Source organism: Spirochaetaceae bacterium, from assembly GCA_009784515.1.
Lineage (GTDB): Bacteria > Spirochaetota > Spirochaetia > WRBN01 > WRBN01 > WRBN01.
In genome coordinates, this window is sequence record WRBN01000018.1 from 1 (window position 1) to 23,705 (window position 23,705).

20 protein-coding genes are annotated in these 23,705 nt (G+C 43.6%); 6 read left to right on the plus strand and 14 right to left on the minus strand.

The window, feature by feature from the left end; translation table 11 throughout:
- Positions 1-525: YjgN family protein (locus tag FWE37_03405; protein ID MCL2520039.1), on the plus strand; the 525-nt coding region annotated here is incomplete at its 5' end.
- Positions 526-554: 29 nt separating this feature from the next.
- On the opposite strand, the gene miaA is transcribed toward FWE37_03405, so the two are convergent.
- The 9 genes from miaA to coaE all read right to left on the minus strand — a co-directional run bounded on the left by miaA (position 555) and on the right by coaE (position 8,017).
- On the minus strand, positions 555-1,454 hold the full coding sequence (gene miaA, locus FWE37_03410; GenBank protein ID MCL2520040.1) for a tRNA (adenosine(37)-N6)-dimethylallyltransferase MiaA: 900 nt from the start codon (positions 1,452-1,454) through the stop codon (positions 555-557).
- The gene (locus FWE37_03415) at positions 1,441-1,644 is read right to left on the minus strand and encodes a DNA-directed RNA polymerase subunit omega (protein MCL2520041.1); all 204 of its coding nucleotides are present in this window, start codon (positions 1,642-1,644) and stop codon (positions 1,441-1,443) included. The genes miaA and FWE37_03415 overlap by 14 nt, the downstream gene beginning before the upstream one ends.
- A 48-nt stretch (positions 1,645-1,692) precedes the next feature.
- A complete protein-coding gene (locus tag FWE37_03420) occupies positions 1,693-3,948 on the minus strand; it encodes a heavy metal translocating P-type ATPase (GenBank protein MCL2520042.1) in 2,256 nt (751 codons plus the stop codon).
- A gap of 274 nt (positions 3,949-4,222) precedes the next feature.
- Positions 4,223-4,543 (minus strand): hypothetical protein, encoded by a 321-nt coding sequence (locus tag FWE37_03425; protein MCL2520043.1) that lies wholly within the window; start codon positions 4,541-4,543, stop codon positions 4,223-4,225.
- Between the two features lie 89 nt (positions 4,544-4,632).
- Positions 4,633-5,034 carry a hypothetical protein gene (locus FWE37_03430; GenBank protein MCL2520044.1) on the minus strand — a complete coding sequence of 134 codons (402 nt, stop codon included), beginning with the start codon at positions 5,032-5,034 and terminating at the stop codon, positions 4,633-4,635.
- A 108-nt stretch (positions 5,035-5,142) separates the two neighbouring features.
- A complete protein-coding gene (locus FWE37_03435) occupies positions 5,143-5,571 on the minus strand; it encodes a hypothetical protein (protein ID MCL2520045.1) in 429 nt (142 codons plus the stop codon).
- A gap of 130 nt (positions 5,572-5,701) precedes the next feature.
- The gene (locus FWE37_03440; GenBank protein MCL2520046.1) at positions 5,702-6,595 is read right to left on the minus strand and encodes a flagellar hook-basal body protein; all 894 of its coding nucleotides are present in this window, start codon (positions 6,593-6,595) and stop codon (positions 5,702-5,704) included.
- A gap of 65 nt (positions 6,596-6,660) precedes the next feature.
- Positions 6,661-7,431 (minus strand): SPOR domain-containing protein, encoded by a 771-nt coding sequence (locus FWE37_03445; protein ID MCL2520047.1) that lies wholly within the window; start codon positions 7,429-7,431, stop codon positions 6,661-6,663.
- Positions 7,421-8,017: a dephospho-CoA kinase gene (gene coaE, locus FWE37_03450; protein ID MCL2520048.1), complete on the minus strand. Its 597-nt coding sequence runs from the start codon at positions 8,015-8,017 to the stop codon at positions 7,421-7,423. Before coaE ends, FWE37_03445 begins: the two co-directional genes overlap by 11 nt.
- Before the next feature lie 207 nt (positions 8,018-8,224).
- On the opposite strand from coaE, the gene FWE37_03455 reads away from it, so the two are divergent.
- Positions 8,225-8,815, plus strand: coding sequence for a hypothetical protein (locus FWE37_03455; GenBank protein MCL2520049.1), 591 nt, complete (start codon positions 8,225-8,227; stop codon positions 8,813-8,815).
- Between the two features lie 88 nt (positions 8,816-8,903).
- Positions 8,904-9,734 (plus strand): peptide chain release factor N(5)-glutamine methyltransferase, encoded by an 831-nt coding sequence (gene prmC / locus FWE37_03460; GenBank protein ID MCL2520050.1) that lies wholly within the window; start codon positions 8,904-8,906, stop codon positions 9,732-9,734.
- Between the two features lie 28 nt (positions 9,735-9,762).
- Here the strand turns inward: prmC and lgt are convergent, their stop codons facing one another.
- From lgt to FWE37_03475, 3 genes are all read right to left on the minus strand, one after another.
- A complete protein-coding gene (gene lgt / locus FWE37_03465) occupies positions 9,763-10,749 on the minus strand; it encodes a prolipoprotein diacylglyceryl transferase (GenBank protein ID MCL2520051.1) in 987 nt (328 codons plus the stop codon).
- A 230-nt stretch (positions 10,750-10,979) separates the two neighbouring features.
- A complete protein-coding gene (locus FWE37_03470) occupies positions 10,980-12,836 on the minus strand; it encodes a methyl-accepting chemotaxis protein (GenBank protein ID MCL2520052.1) in 1,857 nt (618 codons plus the stop codon).
- A 216-nt stretch (positions 12,837-13,052) separates the two neighbouring features.
- Complete coding sequence (locus FWE37_03475) at positions 13,053-14,183, minus strand: P-loop NTPase (protein ID MCL2520053.1); 1,131 nt, start codon at positions 14,181-14,183, stop codon at positions 13,053-13,055.
- Positions 14,184-14,274: 91 nt separating this feature from the next.
- Between FWE37_03475 and FWE37_03480 the strand changes: the two genes are divergently transcribed.
- The gene (locus FWE37_03480) at positions 14,275-14,997 is read left to right on the plus strand and encodes a hypothetical protein (GenBank protein MCL2520054.1); all 723 of its coding nucleotides are present in this window, start codon (positions 14,275-14,277) and stop codon (positions 14,995-14,997) included.
- Positions 14,998-15,126: 129 nt separating this feature from the next.
- Positions 15,127-15,390 carry a co-chaperone GroES gene (locus FWE37_03485; protein ID MCL2520055.1) on the plus strand — a complete coding sequence of 88 codons (264 nt, stop codon included), beginning with the start codon at positions 15,127-15,129 and terminating at the stop codon, positions 15,388-15,390.
- Positions 15,391-15,431: 41 nt separating this feature from the next.
- On the opposite strand, the gene FWE37_03490 is transcribed toward FWE37_03485, so the two are convergent.
- Both FWE37_03490 and FWE37_03495 read right to left on the minus strand, forming a co-directional pair.
- Positions 15,432-17,663: a transglycosylase domain-containing protein gene (locus tag FWE37_03490; protein ID MCL2520056.1), complete on the minus strand. Its 2,232-nt coding sequence runs from the start codon at positions 17,661-17,663 to the stop codon at positions 15,432-15,434.
- A gap of 5 nt (positions 17,664-17,668) precedes the next feature.
- Positions 17,669-18,001, minus strand: a complete 333-nt coding sequence (locus FWE37_03495) for a hypothetical protein (protein MCL2520057.1) — start codon at positions 17,999-18,001, stop codon at positions 17,669-17,671.
- Positions 18,002-18,134: 133 nt separating this feature from the next.
- Here FWE37_03495 and FWE37_03500 point away from each other — a divergent pair.
- On the plus strand, positions 18,135-23,705 hold a 5,571-nt coding region (locus FWE37_03500), incomplete at its 3' end, for an MG2 domain-containing protein (protein ID MCL2520058.1).

Here is a 23,705-nt window from a genome sequence, read left to right on the forward strand (position 1 = left end):
GTGGCCGCTAACGTAACTATTTGGCAAATTAACGGCACCGTATTACCTACCGCCACCGAAGCCAGCCACTACTACACCAACCGTTTTAAATTAGGATTAGTTACTTTACTCATTAGTTTAGGTATAGTTTTAAGTTTAGGATTAGCGGCTCCTTACCTTATTAAGAAATTTTCTAATTATGTCTTTAACCGAGCTACGTTCTCGGGCGCTAAATTGGCTTTTAACGGTAACTTTAGCAACTTTCCTAAATCTATTTTCGTCATATTTATTATTTTATTAGTTACAGCTTTTATCCCGGAATTTTTAGGCGCCGGCAGTGAAGATATGATTGCTGCCCTGCAAAGTGGCGACTACCAATTTTTAATTTCTGCTTACGGTATTCATTTTGTCATCAATTTACTCTCTTTGCTTATTAGCGCTCCGCTAACTGTAGCCGCTTACAAGTGGTGGTGCAGCCATACACGCATAGAAAGTATTAGGCCGCAAGAAACTTTGGCCCCAACTACCGAACCGGTAACTGTATAAATTAATGAGGGATAAGGAATAGAAAATAATTATAAAAGCGCATTCCTTATTCCCTCTATTATCTGCACCGTATCATCGGCATTAAAGCAACTGCTATAAGGTTTTAAACTGCGTAAAAAAGTTAGCTGCCGCTTAGCATAACGGCGGGTATTTTGTTTAATAGCCTCTTTAATTTCGGCTTCGCTGCTAAGATTAGGGTTAAACCACTCGGCATAACCAATAGCTTTCATCGCCGGGCTAGCCGCCGTTGCTCCCAGTTGTTTTAAGTTAGCTACTTCGGCAGCTAAACCGGCAGTAAACATAAACTCTATCCTTTCGTTAATCCTTTGATAAAGTTCTTCGCGCGGTCGTTCTAAAATAATAATGGTTAAGTTTAAATCTTTGCGCGGTTTAAGCGGCCGAGCAAAGCTGGAGAGCGGTCGTCCGGTATCATAAAACACCTCGAGAGCCCGGCTTACGCGGTAACTATCGTTACTATGCAGGCGGCCGGCGCTTATAGGGTCTACCCTGCTTAATTCGTTATATAACGCCGGCTTACCTTCATTAATTAACCTTTGCTGAATATATTTGCGGGTAGCTTCGCTGGGCGGCGGCGCCTCGCTGCTGCCGTAGAGCAAATTTTGCAAATAAAATAACGAGCCACCGGTTAGCAGTAAATCTCCTTTACTTGCAGCGATAAGCTGCTCAGCCTGCCGGGTAAAATTACTAGCGGTAAGTTGCTCATTAAAATTTAAACAATTTATAAAATGATGAAGAATAAGTTGTTGTTCGGCAGGGCTTGGCTTGGCGCTGCCAATATTAAGCTGCCTGTAAAAAGAAGCGCTGTCGGCATAAATTACCCCGCTAAAACGGCCGGCTAAGTTATTAACTAGGGCCGTTTTACCTACGGCAGTAGGGCCTAATAAAGCCAGCAGTTTAGTCTTGGTCAATCTTATAACTTACAACTTTGTGCATTACCTCTTTTAAAGCCAGCGATACCACTTTGCCTTCTTCTTTAAAAAAGCTTTCATCGCTGCTTAGGGTGAGTTGGGCTGCCCGCCTAATGGCCACATTGGTAATTTCGTAAATATTTTGGTTACTATCAACAATTTCTTTTAACGGCATATCACTTTTATTCATAACTAACTACTATAACACCTAGTATCGGTTTTGTCAACTATTTTTTTACTATTTAAAAGCTTTTAACCTTAAAGCATTACTAATTACCGCTAAACTGCTAAAGGCCATCGCAAAGGCGGCAAACATAGGGTTAAGCAGCGGCCCGCCAAAAATATGAAAAACTCCCGCCGCCAAAGGCAAGCCGATAATATTATAACTAAAAGCCCAAAAAAGGTTTTGTTTAATGGTGCGCATCGTGGCTTTGCTTAAACGCAAAGCTTTAACTACATCTTGTAAATTATCTTTCATTAACACAATATCGGCTTCATCTAAGGCCACATCGCTGCCACTGGCTACGGCAATACCCACATGCGCTTCGGCTAAAGCAATGGTATCGTTAATGCCATCACCCACCATCGCCACGATACGGCCGCTATCTTTAAGTTCTTTAATTTTTTCGCCTTTACCATCGGGGCGAACTTCGGCAAAAACCGCCTTAATCCCGGCCTGCTGAGCAATAAGCTGGGCCGTCGTGTGGTTATCACCGGTAAGCATAATAGTATTTATCTGCATAGCTGCCAGCTGGGCCATAGCGGCGGCGCTTTCGGTCTTAATAACATCGCGCACCACAAAAACAGCCGCCAACAAATTATTCTGCGCCAAAAAGATAAGCGTACCTTCGGCCTCCAGCTGCTCATAACTCTCCGGTAATTTAATATTATTGTTAAACATTAAATTTTTAGCGCCAAGTAAATAATGATTATCATCAATACCTCCGCTCACGCCTAGTCCGCTTAAAGTAGCAAAATTAGTTAATGGGTACAAACCAAGTTGATTAGCCGTAACAAAAGCTAAAGCCAACGGGTGGCTGCTGCCTTGCTCTAAGCTGGCGGCAAGCTTAACGGCTTCGTTTTCAGTTAGATTGTCATTTATAAGCAAAGTTTTTATTAATTTGGGTTTACCCTCTGTGATGGTGCCGGTTTTATCAAAAACCACGCTATTAACTTTGGCTGCCCGCTCAAAAGCCTCGCCGCCTTTAATCAGTAAACCCAACTGGGCGCCGCGTCCGCTGCCCATCATAATGGCCATTGGTGTAGCAAGGCCAAGCGCGCACGGACAGGCAATAACCAGCACCGCCACCGCAATAGTTAAGGCCGTTGTCAGCGGTGCGCCGGCCAACAACCAGCCGCCAAAAGCAATAATAGCCATCAAGATAACCGCCGGCACAAAAAACTTAGACACCGTATCGGCCAACGCCTCAATAGGCGCACGGCTGGCCTGCGCATCTTCCACCAATTTGGCAATTTGATTAATCAGCATAGCCTCGCCTACCCGGCCGGCACGCATTTTAAAGTAACCATCGGTGTTAATGGTAGCTCCAATTACTTCGGCAGCTTGGCCTTTACTTACTGGGATACTCTCGCCGGTAATCATTTGCTCATCAATATAAGCCGCTCCTTCGGTGATAACGCCGTCGACCGGGACTTTCTCGCCGCTTTTAACAATTAAAATATCACCTTTTTGCACTAAATTTAAAGCAATCTCTTCTTCTCCGCCACCGGCCAACTCTCTGATGGCCGTTTGCGGCGTTAATTTAAGTAATCTTTCGATAGATTGTTTTGCACGGTTTTTATTTTTAAGTTCTAGCATTTTACCCACCAGCACTAAAGTTAAAATGATACCGGCTATCTCAAAGTAAAGGTAATGCGCCGCATGGGCATCGCCCTCTAAAATACGATAAATGCTAAAAAAGCTGTACACAATGGCCGCCGCCGTGCCTACGGCCACAAGGCTATCCATATTGGGCGAAAAATTGATTAAGGCCTTAAAGCCGCGCCGGTAAAAATTAAAGCCGGCTATAACGAGGGGAATAGTTAAAAAAAGCTGCACAAAGGCATTAGTTGTGGCGTCCCGCAGGGCAGTGGTATAAAGAAATTCAAAGTCGTGGCTTGCGTCCACCAGCCTTAGCAGGGACATATAATCGATAACCGCCGGGATAGGCAGCCCAACCTTTGGCCCCATCACCATATAAAATAACGGTGCAGCAAAGATAGCTGCCACAACGACGCGTAACTTTAAAGCCCGCTCTTCTTTGGCGCTATCTTTAGCCTCTGCGCCCAACCATTTATAGCCGGCTTTGTTTACCACCTGCGCCAAAGCAGTCAAATTAGTTTGTTTATTATCAAAACTAATAGCGGCTTTTTCGGTGGCATAATTAACGGTGGCCACACTTACACCGGCGGTTTTGGCTAAGGCCCGTTCCACTCGTTTGGCGCAGGCGGCACAGCTAAGGCCGCCGATATTAATGTTTACTTTTTCGGTCATTATTTAACTACACCCTTTTTTGACTCATATTTTAAATACAAAGATTTTAGCTCGCCTTCAAGCAAACCAAAAATAACTACGGCGTTAGGATTGGTGCAACCTTTTATATAATATGCGTTCATTAATTACTCCTACCTATAAACATTTGTCAGGGTTTTTAACTTTTCATATAAATTTACTACATTATCTACATTTTCTACAGCTAAATTTTGGTAAACAGCCCAACGCAGCGTGCGTTTTTTATCGCCATTATCGTGGTCCTTATAGTTAATAATTAACTGATAACCGGCAAAAGAGCGACCCTATTGCCTCTTAGTTCATTTAATTGCAACCCGGTGATGGTGTTGTAAAAAATGATTTTTTCGTCATCATTTATTTTTAACGCCGAACTGCCTAAAACTATTTTTTTATTTTTAATAAAAAAAGGCAATTTATTGACAATAATAAATAATAAAAAAACCGGCAACACAACAATAAAACGTCTATCGGGCGCTACCAAAGCAGTATTATTAACAACAAGAAACCAAATGATAACCAACTCTATTCCCAACGCATTAACAATAGGGATACGGTATTTTATATTATATTCGTGCATAAATTATTTTTGTATAGGTAGTTACTCATTTAAATAAATAAAAGAGTGGCGACTAGACCACTCTGATAACTTTTTAGCTTTGTTATAATTTAATATTCGCCGGGCGCTAACTCTATACGGGTAATTTGGCGGCGGCGGTTATCTCTGTAAACGTAAACCATTGTTACACCCATGTCTCTAAACTCTTGCAATTCGGGTTGGCCGCTTAAAGCTTCAATTAAGTTGGTACGCACAGCCGCAGTAAAGACGGGTACGTTTACATCGGCTACAGCTATTTCAGTAAGGGTAAAAAGATAAACAATTTTTCCGCCGCGCTCCGAACGAATAGATTCTAACCTTTCGCCTTCGGCGACCATTACGGGTAAACTTATTTCACGGTTTATCTCACGTACTACATTACGTACAAAATTATCTAATTCCCTGTTTGCATAAACATTTACCGTTGCCGTTAGCAAAACCAACACTATAAAAAATTTTGTCAATTTTTTCATAAATTCCTCTCTTAGTATCGGGAGTATACTCCCAAACAAGCTATTTTGTCAACTAAAATTAAGAAAAAGGAAACTATCCATCTGTATAAATATAATTAATTTTATAATTTATCTATATTCTTGATAAGTTAGCTCTATCCGAGTAATTTCGCGCCGGTTTCTGTCCCGATAAACATAAACTATAGTTACCCTATTATCTAGCAAAGGTTGCATTACAGCGGCATTGGCCCTTAAGTTAGCTATTATAACGGGTCGCATCTCGGCAACAAAAGCTACGGCATCAATCTCGGCAGCTGTATGATTTACTAAAGTATAAGTATGCACCATTCTGCCGCCGCGCTCGGCCCTTGTAGAATCCCAGCGCAAGCCGTCGGCAATCATCATCGGCAACCTAATGTGGCGGTTAGTTTCTCTTACCACTTCGCGCACAAAAGCGTCTTGCCCGCTGTCGGCATTATTCGTAGTAGCGCAACCCACTAAGGCCGCCAATAAAATTAAACCTAAATATTTAAGGCCGGCCTTTTTATTAAATTTCATATCTTTTTCTCCCTTAAGGCAATAAAGAGAGTATCAGTTTTCATCATTGATGTCAATCCCCTAATTTGTATTATAACATATAACACTAGATTAAACTATAAAATTACGGGCTTAAAACCTATATAACTTATTAATTACTGCGTAAGACACGGTTAATTATTTGGTCTATGGTGTTATCGGCTGTTTGTACGGTGCGTTGGTTGGCTTCGTAAGCGCGGTTAGCCGCTATCATATTAACCATCTCGCTAATAGCATTAACACTGGAGGTCTCTAAAACCCCTTGCAGCACCTGCGGCCGAGCCGGGTTATCGCGCTCCATTAAAACCGCCTCACCCGAAAGCTGGCTGGCCTGCCACAAACTGCCGCCTTGTTTATTGAGGTAACGGGCGGCATCTTGCCCCATCAAATCGTAAAAATGCACAATTTTAAGCCTGTCAAAAAGTTCTGTTTGTTCCCACTGGTTACCGGTGGCGCTTACCAGCTGCCGTTCGTCATCAAGGTCGTAAACGGCATTGTAAAAAATATTGCCGTCAATATCGATTCTAAAGTTATTTTCCTTCACGCGGATAGGGCCGTTTTCGCCCATCACCCTAAAGCCCTCTTTGGTTACCACATAACCTTCGCGCCCTAAAGTAAACGAACCGTTACGGGTGTAACGTTCGCCGTGCGGGGTTTCTATCACAAAAAAACCTTCCGCCCTTATGCCGTTACTACCTAAAGCAATGTCAAAATCGTTACCGGTTTCTTTAAAGCTGCCTTGCTCAAAGGCGGTGTAAGTTTCGTTATATTCTACCCCTGTGCCCAGCCGGCCAACGATAGGGGCGGTATCAAAGCTACCAATAGGCATAGTGCGCACACCGTTATCGTTGGTGCGCCTAATAAGCAATTCCGGAAAGGCCTTCATCACCGAAACATCGCGCTTAAAACCGTTAGTATCCACATTGGCTAAGTTGTTAGCTATTACATCTAACCTATGCTCCTGTGCTTGCATACCGCTGGTGCCTATCCATAATCCTCGTAGCATTATTAACCCTCTTTGCCTTTAATTATCGTGCCGGCTAAGGTATACCTTTAGCCCAAAATTTACTGCTAATTAGCCAACCGCCGCATAATAGCCTCTACCACAAAAGCATCACCGTAACGGCCTTCGGTGCGGATACGGTCCCTAAAACGCTCGGCATCACGCCGGTCGTTCCACGCCCCAATATGCAGCCGGTAAAAATCTTGTCCATGCACACGAGCAGTTTGAATTATGGCCAGATAGCCGTATTCTATTAACCTATCACGTTCTTCTATAGCCCTTATCATACTGGGGTAACTTACTAACTGCACCCAAAATGCTTGGCGATTAACAAAATTTTCGGCCGTTACATTAGTGGTAGCGGCCGGCAGTCTTGTTATTGACGCCGGCGGATTAACCGCAGGCTGCTGCGTTAGCGGTACGGTGATAGTTGGTGTTGCCGGCTGGTTATCCGTAGCCGTTGTCGCGGCCGGCGGGCTAACCGTAACCGGCGGAGGTGTTACAGCCGATGGCGGCGGAATAATCACAGGCGGCGTTATTGGCACGACGCCGGAGGGCGGTGGCTCGGCAGCTTCGTCAACCATACTTAAAAAAAAGCCAATATTATTATTAATTGTATTAGTTACCGTAGTTTGCTCGGCCGTTTCATCTTCTGCGGGAGGTAAATCGTACGGGTCGGTGGCAATGATAACAGAATCTTCACCCGGCAACAAGGGTTGATTAGCTATAGTTGCAGGCAGCCTATTGCCGCTGCTAAAAACGGTAAAGGCTAAAAAGATAGTTAGCACCATAATAAAGCCTGCCGAAACTACAGCAAATAATCTTACTTTATTTTGCATAACCACCCTGCTTTATTTTACTTAATATTTTAACCATTTGTTTATTTAGGTACCTTTGCCCGCAATAATTCCTTACTCTATAAATATCGACTTTATAGCTTAAATATTTTAGGCTAAGGCTGCGCTGGCTGTAAATACGCTTTAAAGTAAACAACAAACCTCGTTTATCGCGTTTTAAAGCCCTTATCACTCTTACCGGTAACGGGGCCGTTAGCCAAATTACCACATTTACATAACCTTTTAGCGGCCAATAAGGCAGTAAAGCCGCATTAATGGCTATCTCTCTCTCTTTGTTTTGCTCAATTATTTTTTTAATTTGCTCTACAATGTAAGGGTGGCTAATAGCGTTAAGCTTAACCAACTGCTCCTTACCGCTAAAAACCAGTTGGCCCAACTTAGGGCGGCTAACCTCACCGCTACTATCTAAAATGGCCGTACCAAAGGCAGCCACTATGGCGTTTTTATTGGCTGTTAAGGCCTCTATGCCTAACTTATCGGCATCAATTATTAAATAACCCTGTTTTTCTAGGGTATTTGCCGCCATATTTTTACCGGCGGCCGTTTTACCCGCTATGCCAATAACCATAATATTAACTATCGGCACGTTAATAACTGAAAACTGAAAACTGAAAACTGAAAACTGAAAACTGAAAACTGAAAACTGAAAACTGAAAACTGAAAACTGAAAGATTGTAACTCTTATTCTATGTTTGTCAACTATCAGTTTTTAGTTCTCAACTCTCAGCTATTCAAGCCCCTTGCCATAACTGCACATTTGGCTTACAATAACCAAATGGCTAACATTACCTTTATTACCGGCCCTATGTTTTCGGGCAAATCGGCACGACTGCTCGAGCTTATTTTATTAGAAAAAGCGCAAAGTTACTATCAATACCTCTTTATTAGGCCGGTTATAGATAACCGCGGCTTTATTACCCGTGATAAAGTGATGGAAAAACGTTTTGCCAACAGCCGGCACAACATCGAAAATATTGTGGTTGACAATTTTACCGAACTTAATAAACTAGACCTTAGCCCCTACGAGGCTATCTTTATTGACGAGCTGCACCTTTTTAACGATGACGAAGACGAAGCTCATCTTTTCTTTAAAAAAATTGTGCATAACAACATTCCCTTAATAGCCGGCGGCCTTAACGGTAGCAGCGAACAAGAAAGTTTTGTCGCCATAAGCCGTTTTTTGCCTTTTATCACCAAAATAGAGCTCTTAGAGACTGCATGTTACAACCAAACCCACGATGATGCCGATAGCCACGCTAAAGCCGGCTATACCAAATGGGTTGGTAAAAAAAGCAAAAAAGGTTTAATCGAAATTGGCGATAGCAGTTATGTCGCCAGCTGTGCGGCCTGCTTAAATAAAAATTAAGAAGTAATAATTAATAATTATAAAAGCCGTACAGCGGCCAGCATAAGCTATGAGTTATTATCTATTAATTGTTACCTAAAGAAAAATTATGTTTCTTAAAGATATTTTAATAGAGGCCGGCCGGCAATTAAAGGCCATTAGCGATAGTCCGCAGCTAGATGCCGGCCTTTTACTTGCTCATACTTTAAAACTAAACCGAACGCAGCTTTATAGTTTGCCTAGTGATTACCGGCTTTGTGATGAACAACTTGATAGCTATCAAAAACTTATAAAAAAAAGATTAACCGGTTACCCGGTGGCTTATCTTATTAACAACCGTGAATTTTATGGCCGTAACTTTTTTATCAAAAAAGGGGTACTTATTCCCCGCCCCGATAGCGAAATACTAATAGAAACCGTATTGGCTTTATATCGGAAGCAGCCCTTTAAAACTTTGCGCGATGTCGGTACCGGCAGCGGCTGCCTCGCCATCACTTTAGCGCTTGAACTTGGCGAAGCCGTTCTGGTAACGGCCAGCGATATTAGCTCCATAGCGGCAGAGGTATTTGCTGTTAATAACCAAAACTTAACCGGCGGTAAGGTGGCCTTTAAAGAGGTATCGCTGCTGGAAGACGATGAAAGTTACGATGTTATTATCGCTAATCTACCTTACCTGACCACAGAAGAAACCAACGAAAAACTGGCCGAACAGTGGCAAGAGCCCGCACTGGCCCTTGATGGCGGCGGCGATGGCTTAATTTTAATTGCCAAACTCATAAAACAAGCGCAAGGTAAAACTAGCGCCATTATCTTAGAGGCCGACCCGCGCCAAATGGCCGCTATTAATAAATTATTAATAGCGGCGGGCTTTAACCACACCCATACCGAACGCGATTTAGCCGGTGATGAACGGATAATAATAGGTAAAATTAATAATTAAAAAGTAAGGAGTAAAAATTAATAATCTCTTAATTTTTACTCCTTACTTTAAAATCTAAAGCTATTTGCTTTTTATTTAAAATATAACTAGCTACAAAAATAGCGGCTCCAGCCAATATCATAAATAAACTTAAAATTTGCCCCATACTTAAATTTAAAAAGCTGGTAAAAAGCTGGGGTAAATTATCGCCGGGTCCTAAAGCTACAACAAATCCCAAATGACTGTCGGGCTCGCGTAAATATTCTACAAAAAAACGGGCAAAGCCAAAGCCCATAAACATAAAGGCGGTAACCATACCGTTAAATTTTTTAAAACGGGCTATAACAAACCATAAAAGTAAGCCCACCAACAGGCCTTCGGCAAAACCTTGCACCAGCTGGCTGGGATAACGCGGTAAATTAACAAAAATATCGCCCGTAATATCCATGCCTATCTGTTCGGCAATTTGTTGTACCCAAATATGATAAGTAAAAACCGGCGTGGCCTGCGGAAAAAGCATTCCCCAACCGGCCGCCGTAATGCGGCCGTAAAGCTCGCCGTTAATAAAGTTGCCCAGCCGGCCCCAAGTATAGCCAAAAGGAATTACCATCGCCATTAAATCGGCGGCCGCTAAAAAATTAATTTTAAACCGCCAACAGTAAACTAAAACGCCAATAACTCCGCCGATAACTCCGCCATGAAAACTTAAGCCCGATATACCCACAAATTGCCCGCCCTGAAAGGGCCAAATAATACTTAACGGGTTACCAGCAAATTCGCTAAAACCATAAACAAAAACATAAAAGAGCCGTGCCCCTAATAATAGGCCAACAATACCGTATAAAAATAAATCTTCCAGCTGCTTTTTATTAAGCAAAGGTTGTTCTTGTTTAGCTAAATATTTTTTGGCCAAAATATAGGCCGTTAAAAAGGCCAAAATATACATTAAACCATACCATCTAATTTGCCCTAAAAAACCGGGCAAAAAAGGAAATATTTCGGGCCTAAGCCAGCTGGGGTAATTTATATATAACATAGTTTATCCTTTTATTTTTCTTCAAGCATACTCCTTTCGGCTATAAGGGTCAAGAGGCAGAAGAACACGGGAATTGATAAATTGCACTTTCAAATCCCCTCCGCTGGCGAAACGAGCAGACGAGGGAGTGGAAAGCTTAATCGCACTTAGTTACGACCACTACCCCGGCCTAACGGCCACCCCTTCGTCAGTGAAGGGGATTTATATGCTCATTTTATGAAAACAGTTTATTATTTTAATAATTTTTTAGCATCATTGTCATCAATTTTAAAAAAATCTACCTCTTTTTTAAGCAAATTAGCCTGCTCGTTAAGCACTTCGGCGCTGCTGTTAATCTCTTCGGCCGCACTGGCGTTGTGCTGAATAATACTATCCAAACCGGTAATAGCTTTAATAACTTGCTCCACACCTTCATTTTGCTGGCGGGTACTGCTGCTAATTTCTTCTACCAACTGGGCCGTATTTTGAATTTCGGGCACTACATCAAGGATAGATTTACCGGCTTCTTCGGCCACCTTAACACTACGGCCGGCCAATTCGCTAATTTCGGTAGCCGATGCCGCACTGCGTTCGGCCAGCTTACGCACCTCACCGGCCACAACGGCAAAGCCGCGCCCGGCATCACCGGCCCGCGCCGCCTCAATGGCGGCATTAAGGGCCAGCAAGTTGGTTTGGCTGGCAATATCTTCTATCAAACTAATTTTTTCGGCAATGCTTTTCATAGCCTTAACGGTTTCGGCCACCTTATCGCCACCATCCTTCATCTCACGGCTGCTGTTTACGGCAATTTTTTCGGTTTTAGCGGCATTCTCGGCGCTTTGAGCGATGGTAGCTCCCATTTCTTCCATACTGGCGCTAATTTCTTCGGCCCTAGCCGCTTGCTCACTGCTATTTTGAGCTAGCTGCGCCGACGAGTCGTTAATTTCTGTACTGCTGCTAAGCATTGTCGCGCTAGCCTGCACCACCGTGCCTATTATCTCGTTTAAGCCGGTACGTACCGCTTCAAGGGCCGTAAAAAGCTGGCCAAGTTCGTCTCGGCGGGTAAGCAATTTATCATCAACTTTTTTACGCAAATCGCCGCTAGCCATTGAAGCAGCCTCTAGCATTATCATACGTATAGGCTGGACGAGTTTTTGACGGGTAAATACAATGGCGCTTGTAGTAGCTATGGCTAACAGCACTAAACTAATAATAACCATATACCAAATAAAGTGGTTTACCTGAGCAAAAATTTCGGTAGTAGGAAGGGTAGAAATTAAAATCCAATTTACACCGGGAATAAGCTGCGAATAAATAAAAACATCACCATCTAATTGCTGAAAAGAAGGCCTATTTAAAATATTTTGTTCGTAACGCTCAAGATTAAACTCGGTAAAAAAATTTCTTTGCATCACAAAAGCGGGGTTATTATGCGTAATAAAAAGCCCTTGCTGATTAATTAAACTTACCTGCTGATTAGGGATATTGGTAATTTCGGTAAGCATATCAAGCAAAAAGCTAAGCTCAATATCGGCGGCAATTACGCCAATATCGCGGCCCTGCGCATCATAAATGTTGGTGCCAAGCGCAATAATAAGGTTACCCCATAAAGCGCTAATAAAAGGTGAGGCATAACCTACCCTACCGGGATTAGCTTTGGCCGCTAAAAACCATGGCCGCTCCCAGTTATGCCAATCGGGCTGCGGCTGCCATTCCAGCGGTTGGTTATGAAAAACGGCAAACCCGCCGTCATCGTACCACCACGGCACATTGCTGGTGGCAAATAACGACAAAGCTATCGGCTGTATAGCCGCATTACGGATAAGTAAATTATGCATAGCCGCTTGGTTAAAGGGTTGTTCCTCTATGATAGGAGCGGCAGCGGCGGCCGTAAATAACATCAACGAGTTCCATTCGGAAAACTGAGCCAAAAGCCTATCTTGTAGAGCATGCACATCGTTCGACACATCGCTAAGTATTTGTTCTTGCATAACACTTCGAGCAGCAACGGTAAATACTACGCTTAAAGTTAAGATAGAGACCATATTAATAATTAAAAAAAGTATGGCTATTTCCATCGTTAAAGATATTTTTTTATTCTTATTCATAAAAGCACATTCCGTAAATCGTTATTTTTTAAAGAATTCGCAACAGGATTTATACCTATTATAACACGAATTTATAACCACTATACGACAGGAATTATTCTTTGTCAATCACCTTTACAAGCTATTTGTTTAAAAATTCTATAATAATATTTGTACTTATTATAAGGCGGATTAAGAATTAAGAATTTTGCAATTATTAATTCTTAATTAATTTACCTACTTTTTCATTAATTCCACAATCTTGTGCTTTAAGTAGCGGTTTTCTTTACGTAGCTGGTTAAGCTCGTATTGCTGCACGCGCAGGGTTTCTAACATATCCCCTTCGCTTATGGCTTCATTAATATATAAGTCGGCTACTCCTTCGGCCTTTACACGGTAATCTTCCTCTACTTCTGTAGTCGTTAAGGGCTCTTTAGCTAAATTTTCGGTATTTAATAAATTCCCTTCGTGCTTGGTTACGGCTTCTTCCAGCTTAGTAGCAATACGCATTAAAGCGCGGCTCATTACCCCTTGCGGTTTATAGCGCACCACCGGCAGCCCGCCGGCTAAGGCTTTGTTTTGGCTGTCGTCTCTAAAAACTACGCCTAAAAGCTCCAGCTTTACCCCTAAATGTTGTAAACAGCTGGCCTTTAAACGTTCGGCACGGGCAGCTTCGCTGGGTTCGCTTAACATATTTACCACCAACATAGGATTAAAGTTGTTTAACAACCGCTCAAATTCGGCATAATTTTGGCTGTCTACTTTGGCTAACTCGGTTTTTAATTTGCTAATATCAATATACTGCAAATTTAAGTTACCTTTTTTAAGCTCTTCCATTAAATTATACCCGGCGCTGCCGGCGGGAAAGCTGGCGGTAATAATACGAAAGACGGCGTTTTTTAAAAACAAGTAAGCCGATAGGGCCGCTGCCGCCGTAGGCGAAGTTACCAATAAAGCGGCATTACTAATTAAAAAAAAGTCGAGCGTATTAAAGGCCGAGCCGGCCCCTAAATCGATAATAAGGTAATCGGCCTCCAGCTTTAATAACTGGTTAATTAAGGCCTTTTTTTTGGCAAAATCGATGTTAGCCATACCGGGAATACCGGAATCGCCGGGGATAAACTGTAAGTTATCGTAACCGGTAGCCATAAGATAACTAGCTAAATTTTCGCTGCTATTACCGGTTAAAAACGAGCCTATGCCTTTATCTATGCGGCGCATACCTAATAACAGGTGCAAGTTGCTGCTGCCTAAATCGGCATCTACTAAAATAACTTTGCCCTTAGCCGCCAGTAAGACCGCTAAGTTAGCTGCCAGCGAACTTTTACCTACACCACCTTTACCACTTGCTACGGGAATAATCTTCATAGCTTTATCTTAACACATTTACAAATAATTGGCAATTGACAATTATTTGTAAATGCTATAAATTGAAATTAAAAAAGACGATTATATATTTATGAGCAAAAATAGCAACGAAAACGAAATTACTATTTCTAAAATTATAGCCTGTTACAACGATTTAGCCGCTTACAGCAATAAAGCCCAGCCTTTGCTAGATTCCTTTCAAAGCCGCTACCGCTCGCTGCCGCCCGATGCCAGCGTTACCGTTTTTTTAACCGCCGAGCTAGCCTTTGTGGAAGGGCTAATTGGCCACGAACAAAAAACCATAGAAGTAGCCAAAGAAAAGCAAGAAAAAATCGACAAAGGCCACGCCATTATTAATGCCCATTTGCAGCAAAATGTCGACCGTATTCTTAAATACCCTATGCTTAATATCGAGAATAGCAATAACGAAGAGCTTATGCACCTTTTTGGAGCTATCGATGAACTTGATAGATTACATTGGCCGGCCATCAGCCGCTTTTTGCGCGAGGTTTTTCCATTAAAAGCCAAAAGCCCGCTTGAGATTATCGAAAACCAGTTGTGGTCTATGCTTTCGGTACAAATAGGCAGGCCACCTCCCGCTTTAGCCAGCTACTACGATATGCTTAGGCACGGCGATACCTACCGTATTGATAACGCCGCCTTTAACGCTACGAAAGAGGTTGCCTTTTTTTTAAACGATACCCTTGCTTTATTGCAAAAGGTAAAATTTCCCGAAGAAAACGAGGCTTTTATCTATCTTAAAAATTTAATCGATGATTTTAAACTAAAAGAAATTAAGCGAAAAATTAATTAAGATAAAAAGTAATAATTAAAAACTGCACCTTTTAGTTCTTAATTTTTACTTTTTAATTCTTACTTGACTTACTAGCTGTTTTTGATTATCTTTAGTAAAAAATAATATATAATTAGGAGAGGCAAATAAATGACCGTAAAACCCCTAGCCGACCGCATCTTAGTAAAGGTTGAGCAGGCCGAAACTAAAACTAAAGGCGGCCTTTTTATCCCCGATACTGCCCAAGAAAAAACCCAGCTGGGTATTGTGGTAGCCGTTGGTACCGATGAAAAAATAACTGTAAAGGCCGGCGACAAAGTAATGTACGATAAATACGCCGGCAGCAGCGTAAAAATTGACGGCGCCGAACATTTAATTGTTAAAGCCGACGATTTAATGGCCGTAATTAGCTAAAAATACTCCCCGCCGCCAAAGGCGGGGTATTTTCTTACCCTTTATCGAACTTCAATCTGCAAAAAGGCCCTTTCTCCGCCGTTCTCGGCCTCCAGCCAATAATTGCCGCGCGCTAAAGGTAAATGGTAACGATACGGCGGCCCGTAAAAATGGGCCACGCGCCTATCGTTAATCCACAAAAAAGTCTCGCTGTCGTTGCCCCCAGCTATCTCAATCCGCAGAGCTTGGTTATTGCTACTAATTCTGTCATCAATAAAAAAAACCGCTCCGTCATTCGGTGTAAGAAAACGTAACCGACTAGGCTGCGAACTTACCTGCTCGTAACGGTTAAATAAACTAAGGTAATGGCTATATTCTTCGGGATACAAAATAGAACCATCGGCCTGATGCCAATTACACGGCTGCAAATGCTGATTAAAACTTACATACTCACTTAAGGTAAAAGGGCAGTAAGGTGTAGCCGCCATACCCGATAAAGCGCAAATCTCGACAACTTTATAAAAATTCGCCGGGCTTTGGAAAGTAGGGTGAACCTCGTTTGCACCTTGTAAATAAATAAGCGTATCGCGCACTAAAGCCGCCGGTAACCCGCTGCCGGTACGCGCAATCACCGTTTCGTTTCTAAAATTGCCCATCCACACCCCAACGGTATAATGCGGTGTGGCCCCCAAAGCCCAAATATTTTGAAACTGATTGGAAGTACCGGTTTTAAAGATAGCCTCAAAGGGTGTATCAAAAAAAACACCATCACCAAAGCCGCGCCGGCGCGCCGCCCTATCACTTAAAATGGAAGCCATTAAGACGGCACTTTTTTGGCTGGTAACACGGATAAATTGCGGCCTTGTATTTCTATCGCTTTGTACTCTAAATAATTGTCCTTCGTTAGCCAAAGCGCTAAAAGCCCGCGTCAGCTCGAATAAACTAACATTGGCTCCGCCTAACGCTAGACTTAAGCCTAAATCCCCGCGCTGCGTGCTTAACGAATTAAAACCAAAATCTAACAGATAATCGGTAAAATTTTGTACGCCAAGCCGCTCCAACAAATAAACCGCCGGGATATTAAGACTGCTGGCTAAAGCCTCACGGTAACGCACCGGGCCGTTAAAACGTTCGTTAAAGTTACGCGGTATATAAACTGCTCCAACGGCTCCCGTACCAAACTCGGTAGGAATATCGGGTAAAATATCATTAGCCTCAAAACCTCTTTCAAGACCAAGCGTATATAAAAAAGGCTTTAACGTACTGCCGGGCTCGCGCCTTATCTGCACGCCGTCAATTTGCCCTAAGATAACATCGTCAAAAAAGTTAGGACTACCAATATAAGCTAAAATTTGGCCGCTGCGGTTATCAAAGACCACCATAGCCCCCGCATTTAAACGGTATTGTTCTTGCCCCTGTAAATAAAACTGCATACGCCGTTCGAGGTAGTTGTAAAAATCAAGGTCGGCCGCCAGCCGCCGTTCGTAGGTTCTCGGCCCTCTTTGGGTTTGTAAATAATTAATATAATGCGGCATTAAAAAAGGGTAAGTAAAACTTTGGCTATTGGTTAATGCTTCTGCTATTTGTTGTTCGGTAAGGTTATAACCTAAGCGCTCCGCCAATAAAAAACTTTGCCGGGCCGTAGCCATATTATTAAGATGAGGATTATACAGCTGCGGACGGCGCGGAATAATTACTAAACTTAGCTTTTGGCTTAAATTTAAATCGTTTAAATTACTGCCAAAAAAATAACGCGCCGCACTGGTAACCCCTTCGGTATTAAAGGAAAAAGGCAAATTATTTAAATAAAGCTCTAAAATGGTACGTTTGCTTAGGCGTGCCTCAAGACGCAAGGCATTAAAAGCTTCCAGCAGCTTACCCCGCATACCGCCTTCGTGCGGGCTTATCATACGTGCCAGCTGCATCGTAATGGTGCTGGCTCCACTTACTTGCCGGCCGCTGCTCTGGTTACTTTGTATAGCCCGTGCTACCGCCAATAAATCGATACCATTATGAAAGTAAAAACGCCGGTCTTCGCTGGTGATAAAAAGCCTAATCAGTTCGCGGTCTAGCTGGCGGTAAGGAGTATATTCACGCCGCAGGCCATCATTATTAGCCGCCAGTATTTGCAGCAATGTATCATTTACATCGTAATAACGCACACTTACCGGACGGTTTCTAAATTGCCTAAGCTCCGGGTAAGGGCTTAAGGCTAAAATAAGGTAGATGGCAGCAAAGCCTGCTAATAAAGTAATCGTGGGTTTTTTAAAACGTTTAAACCGTGTAAATTTCATAGTTATTAGCTTAAAGCTTTAATCTCGTCTAAATTAAGGCCGATAATAGCAGCAATTCCCTCTAAGGCTAAGCCATTAGCTAAAGCATTACGAGCTATCTCTAGTTTGCCTTCTAGCATACCTTTTCCTCCACCTTCAAGCAGACCTTCCTCTCTGTCTACTTCTTTAATAGCCGCTTCCATCTCTTCTTGTGTCCATTCTTTCATCAACATACCTGTTACCTCCAGGGCGTGCTCTTTAAAAAACTTTTTTAATATATCGTGGCTTTGGCAATAATGTATGGCCTTTTTTATAGCTTCGGAAAATAAGCTATCTTTATATTTAACATTACCAAACATAGCTTTAGTATAAAGGGATTTTGCTGTTTTGTCAAAGGTAATATTCCGTAAACTATTATAAACGGATAGATAAAAAATATTTTATTTAAATTCTGCCTTGCTAAAATCTTCATTATGTTGTAAACTAATAACTATGATGGTAATTTATAAAAAGATAGCTTTTATTTCTTTAACGGTTTTAACGCTTATTTTTCTTACAGCTTGCGATGAAGACGAAAGCGGGCTGCACGAAATTAATAGTGTTATTATTAGCGAAAGCGAGCACCTCGATTTTACCCCCGTGTCGGCTTATGGCGCAGGCAATAGCCGCACTATAAGCGAACAATGGGTAAGTACCGCCGCCGGTACTCAGGCAGCTGTACCACTAAGGGCTTTCGACCAATTTTATATAAATTATTACACCAGTCCGGCTTTAAACGATTACGAAGCCGCCGATGCCGCTTTATTAGCCACCAGCAGTAACGAAGAACTTAGAGTGATAGATTATAGCCCGCAAGGGCCGCTGCCGGCGCGTGTCAGTTATCCGCAAGTTATGCTTATGTTTAATCACCCCATCGTATCGCTTCAGGCTTTAGGGGCCGAAATTACCGCTGTGCAGGGCATAACCATTAACCCGCCGATAAGGGGCCGCTGGCGTTACTTAACCAGCAGCTTGCTGGTGTTTGAAAGCGATGAGGCCGTTATTGCCCAGCACCGCTACACCGTTACGGTAAATCAAGGCTTTAGGGCCCTTAATGGCCGTACATTACAAGATAACTTTAGCTTTAACTTTACCACCGAAGAGCTGGCCATGACCGGTATGCAAGTAGGTTTTGGGTATACAGGAACGGCACGCTCGTTTAGTAACAGTAATGTGCCCTTGCCCATAGCGCGTTACTTAAGGCTTAGCTTTAACTACGATGTTCCGGCCAGTTTTATTAGGCAATTTATCGATATTAGGGACGGAGCTCGCACATTAAGTTATCAAATAAGCAATGTTGATAGTCGCAATGTGGCCATTGTGCTAAATAACCCGCCGCCGGCCAATAGCCAAATTCGGGTGGTGCTTCGGGAAGGCGCCCGCAGCCAAGCAAATTTTTTAGGCCGCAGCAGCGAGCAAAGTTACAGCTTTAACACCCTGCAACCTTTACGTAACTTATCTGTAAGTACACAAAACCGCTTTACTGCTGCCGAAGGCTTAAACCCCATTTATTTACGCTTTAATAACCCTATTAATGCTGCTTCTATTAGAGAGGCCATCAGCTTTGTACCGGCCAAACCCCTTAATGATAACAACATTACCGTGCGCGGTAACACCATTATTTTGCACGATTTACCCATTAACATTGGCGAAAGGTTTACCATTAATGTTAGCCAAAACCTGCGCGATATTGACGGCCAACCCCTCAATGCGGCTTTATCGGTGCAACTAGAAGGGGCTAGGCCTTTCCCCGAACTGCACATGAGCGCTGAAGGTGTCGGCATGCTGGAAGCCAGTTATACGCCCCGCATTGTGATGGCCCTGCAAAATATGCAAAGCGGCCGTTACCGTATCGGCCAAGCCTTTAACCCTTATGCCCATATAACTTTAACCGGCAATACAGGCGAACCTATTACCGGGTTAGAGGTAAAAAATACTCCTATCTTTAAAGATTTTAATTTAAGCTCTTTTGTTAATGCAGAAGGTTTTGGCTGGGTGTATTTTGCCGCCCAGCTGCAAAGCGATAGCTTTCGCTACTCTTGGAGCGATAGAGACGAAGTTATAACGTATGATAGGTCGGTCAACGTTCAAGTTACTAACATTGGTATTACCGCCCGTTATGGCTACAACCGAATTGCCGCTATGGTGGCAGCGCTGGATACCGGCTTGCCCCTAGAAGGGGCCGTTGTTAAGGCCTATGCCTTTGATAGCGGCTGGAGCTGGGGTTTACGTAACAGAGGTAATATAGATATTTTTAGAAACCACCCACCATTAGCCGAAGCTGTAGTGGATAGCAATGGCCTAGCCACTTTGCCGCTTGGTGAAGAATTATACCGCAGCAGCATAAGAGGAAGAACCTTATTTTTATTGGTAGAAAACGGCAGTGATAGGGCTTTTTATGCCCTTAGGGGCCATAACCAATGGGCCAATGGAGTGTGGTCGCGCGGGGCCGATGCCGTGCTTGACCCGCAGCAAAGAACTTTTGTTTTTAGCGACAGGCGGCTTTACCGCGCCGGCGAAACGTTATCGTTCAGAGGGCTTGACCGTACGCTGCATTTTGGCGAATTTACACCGTATAGCGGTGGTTACACCATCGAACTTTTTGACCCCAGAAATGTACGGATTGCCGGCAGCGAAGGCACGACCAGCGATACCGGTGGCTTTTGGGGCAGCTTTACTTTAAGCGAAGAGGCCGAAAATGGTTATTACCAGTTGGTTTACAGGCGCAGCACACCGGGAGCCAACCGTATTTTTACCGAGCTAGAAGTAGCCGCTTTTGCCAATGCACGTTACCAAATTGCGGTATCGGCTCCTCCCGTCATCTTTTTTAAGGGCGATAATGTGCTTAGCAGCGTTACGGCCAGTTATCTGGCCGGCGGAGTACTCTCGGGTGCGCCTTACCGCGTAAGCTGGTCGGCTTTACCCACCGCCTTTAGAAGCAGTAATTTTAGAGACTACCGCTTTGGCCCGCTTAATTTTGCCGCCAATAGCCGCTCGCTTAGCCAAAGGAATGGGACCCTTAACGGCTTAGGAGAGGCCTCAGAGAGCCTGCCTACCGAAAGTAACTTTGGTATTATCGGCGTACCTTATAACCTTACCGCTCAATTTATCATCACCGATGCCGCCGGTCAACAGCTAAGCGGACAAACCAGTCTGATGCTGCACCCGGCTCGTTTTTATATTGGTTTAAGACGGGCCAGCGGCCAAAGCCCTTTTGTCAGAGTAAATGATAATTTTAGAATTGATTACAGCACCGTGCTTCCTAACGACGAAAGAGCCGTTGGGGTGAGAATGCTGCAGCAGGATAGAAGGACGGCCGGCTTAAACTGGGAACTTTACCGGGTGGAATGGAAGCTGGCCAACCAGCAAAGCGGTGATGACCGTATTCATAGCCGCTGGGAACGAACGGAGGTTAAAGTAAGCGAAGGAGCTTTAACGGCCGGTAGCGGCAGCTTTACGGTACGGCCCGATGCCGCCGGCAGCTACTTTGTACGCGTGCAAAGTTTTGATGAATTTGGCGCCTTAGCAGTAACGGAGCTATCATTTTTTGCCACCGGCTCTAACTTTAGCGGCTTTTTTGCCGATAGCGCCACCGCTTTAAACATTAGCAGCGATAAAGAGGTTTATTTGCCCGGCGAAAGGGCGCAGCTGCTCTTACAAAGCCCGCTGCCGCGGGGACGTTACTTAGTTACCATTGAACGCGAAGGAATTTTTCATGAATATATTACCGAACTAGAGGGCGAGGCCAATGTAATTGAAATTCCTATTGCTTTAGAATATGTTCCTGTAGTTTATGTAAGCATCAGCAGCTACTCGGTACGAACAAGACCGGCCGATAACAGCTTTGGTGGGATAGATTTAGACAAACCTATGGGCTACTATGGAGTAACGGCTCTGTTTGTAGACCCTTATACTTTATCGTTCGACCTAGACATTCAAACCGATAAACAATTTTATCGCCCCGGCGAAGAGGTAACCCTAGAGGTTACTGCCCGACGCGGCCAAAGGCCGCTTGCCGGAACAGAATTAACTTTAATGGTGGTTGACCGCGGCGTGCTTGATGTGGCCGGCTACCGGGTGCCCGACCCTATTCAATTTTTTTATAACATTAGTAACTTTCCGCTGTATACCGGCGGCGGTGATAGCCGTGATTTACTTTTTGACCCGGTAACCTACGATGTAAAAACCTTAGCGGGTGGCGATGCCGAAGAAGATGACGATAAAATGGCTACACGGCGCGACTTTAATCCTACCGCTCTTTTTGAGCCCAGCATCGTAACCGATAGCGAAGGCAAAGTACAGGTAACCTTTACCTTGCCCGATAATCTTACTTTATACCGCATAACGGTAGTAGGGGCTAACGATAATTTATTTGCTAAAGCCGAAAGCGAAATCGGCGTGCGCAACCCTATTAATGCCCAAGTGGTTAAACCACTGCGCATGCGCGAACGCGATACCGGCGAGGTTGGCCTTATGCTTACCAACTTAAGCGGGACTACCCAAGAAGTTACCGTAAGTTTACAGCTGAGAGACGGCAGCCGTATTACCAACGATGGCCTGCGCGTTAATAATGCTACGGCCCGAATTGATGACGAAACCAGCAAAAGAATTAGCCTGCCAAACGGTGAAAGCCGTCTTGTCCCTTTTAATTTGGCGGCTTTAAACGAAGGCGAAACGGTACTAAGCTTTAGGCTGCAATCGGTCCCTTTAAATGAAATTATCGAAGTACCGCTCATCATTGAACGCCCAGTAGTTTACGAAACGGTAGCCTTTATCGGGCAGCTGGATAGTACTACCAACAGAAGCGAAGAACATATTGTTATTCCGGGTTTTGCCTTCCGGAATGACGGTTTTATTGAACTAAGCTTAGATGCCACCCGCCTTGCTATGCTTAGGGAAAGTGCGCGTTACTTATTCCGCTATCCTTTTGGCTGCCTTGAGCAGCGCAGCAGCGCCTTACTGCCGCTGATTATTTTTGGTCGTTACATCGATACGCTCGGCCTTGCTAGTGAAATTGACAACCCAAGACAAGTTGTGGAAAGTGAGCTTAGACGTTTTGCCGGCTTTCAGCGTAATGACGGCGGCTTCCCTTTTTGGCCGGACGGCAGAGTAACTAATAGTTTTGTCTCTATTCGTATAGCTCATATTTTGGCTTATGCCGATGAAGAAGGCTTTGACTATCCTATCAACAAAAACTCGCTGCTAAACTTTACCCGAGCTATTGCCCAAAATTTAAGAGAAAGCCGTTATTTACGCAGTTATGCCGCTTACGTACTGGCTTTACATGGAGAACCTTTAGCGGTATCGGCTTTACAAAATTTACTGACAGATGCCGATAGCGGCAGCGCTGTTCTTATCGGCTTAGCCGCTGCTTACGGCGGGCAAAATGATTTAGCCGAAACTATTTTGAGAGATTTAAGGCGTTTTATCCAATTTGACGGGCGCGGCGTAAGTTTTACCAACCCCGATGGCCACGATAACCGTGTTTTTTGGGGCAGTAACTTAGAGCGGCTTATCCAAATAGCTCACTTACAAGTGCTGGTAGATAGTAACGACCAACTGTTAACCCGGCTTATCTTTACCATTATGTTACAGCAACGAGCAGGCGTTTGGCACAACACTTTTGTTACCGCTCAATTTTTTGAAACCATACGCGCCATTATTAAAGCCGATAACCTTGAAAACCTTAATTTAACCGCTACCACTTCGTTAAATAATAACAATATTCTTAGCGGAAATTTTAGAGGCTTAGCGGCCCAGCCGCTAATAAGGCGTATGCCTTTTAACGAGGCTCCGCTGGCTAACTTACCGCGTAACACGGTGTTGCCGCTAACTATTAACAAAGAGGGGAACTTCCCGCTTTATTACACCGTTATGATGCAATATGCCCTGCCTAACGAGCTGGTACGCGCCCGCGATGAAGGGTTTGGCTTGTTTGCCCGCATAACCGATATTGACAGCGGCGAAGTTATTAGCAACGGCCAGCTGGAAGGCGGCCGAATTTACCGCCTAGATGTTACCCTA

Bases quoted from the DNA above. Each gene is read 5' to 3' on its own strand.
- FWE37_03415 (MCL2520041.1), bottom strand. From the start codon at position 1,644: ATGAATAAAAGTGATATGCCGTTAAAAGAAATTGTTGATAGTAACCAA.
- lgt (MCL2520051.1), bottom strand. From the start codon at position 10,749: ATGTTATATATAAATTACCCCAGCTGGCTTAGGCCCGAAATATTTCCT.
- FWE37_03440 (MCL2520046.1), bottom strand. From the start codon at position 6,595: ATGCTACGAGGATTATGGATAGGCACCAGCGGTATGCAAGCACAGGAG.
- FWE37_03495 (MCL2520057.1), bottom strand. From the start codon at position 18,001: ATGTTTGGTAATGTTAAATATAAAGATAGCTTATTTTCCGAAGCTATA.
- FWE37_03425 (MCL2520043.1), bottom strand. From the start codon at position 4,543: ATGCACGAATATAATATAAAATACCGTATCCCTATTGTTAATGCGTTG.
- FWE37_03420 (MCL2520042.1), bottom strand. From the start codon at position 3,948: ATGACCGAAAAAGTAAACATTAATATCGGCGGCCTTAGCTGTGCCGCC.
- FWE37_03475 (MCL2520053.1), bottom strand. From the start codon at position 14,183: ATGAAGATTATTCCCGTAGCAAGTGGTAAAGGTGGTGTAGGTAAAAGT.
- FWE37_03480 (MCL2520054.1), top strand. From the start codon at position 14,275: ATGAGCAAAAATAGCAACGAAAACGAAATTACTATTTCTAAAATTATA.
- coaE (MCL2520048.1), bottom strand. From the start codon at position 8,017: ATGGTTATTGGCATAGCGGGTAAAACGGCCGCCGGTAAAAATATGGCG.
- FWE37_03485 (MCL2520055.1), top strand. From the start codon at position 15,127: ATGACCGTAAAACCCCTAGCCGACCGCATCTTAGTAAAGGTTGAGCAG.
- FWE37_03455 (MCL2520049.1), top strand. From the start codon at position 8,225: ATGGCTAACATTACCTTTATTACCGGCCCTATGTTTTCGGGCAAATCG.
- FWE37_03490 (MCL2520056.1), bottom strand. From the start codon at position 17,663: ATGAAATTTACACGGTTTAAACGTTTTAAAAAACCCACGATTACTTTA.
- prmC (MCL2520050.1), top strand. From the start codon at position 8,904: ATGTTTCTTAAAGATATTTTAATAGAGGCCGGCCGGCAATTAAAGGCC.
- FWE37_03435 (MCL2520045.1), bottom strand. From the start codon at position 5,571: ATGAAATTTAATAAAAAGGCCGGCCTTAAATATTTAGGTTTAATTTTA.
- FWE37_03470 (MCL2520052.1), bottom strand. From the start codon at position 12,836: ATGAATAAGAATAAAAAAATATCTTTAACGATGGAAATAGCCATACTT.
- FWE37_03430 (MCL2520044.1), bottom strand. From the start codon at position 5,034: ATGAAAAAATTGACAAAATTTTTTATAGTGTTGGTTTTGCTAACGGCA.
- FWE37_03445 (MCL2520047.1), bottom strand. From the start codon at position 7,431: ATGCAAAATAAAGTAAGATTATTTGCTGTAGTTTCGGCAGGCTTTATT.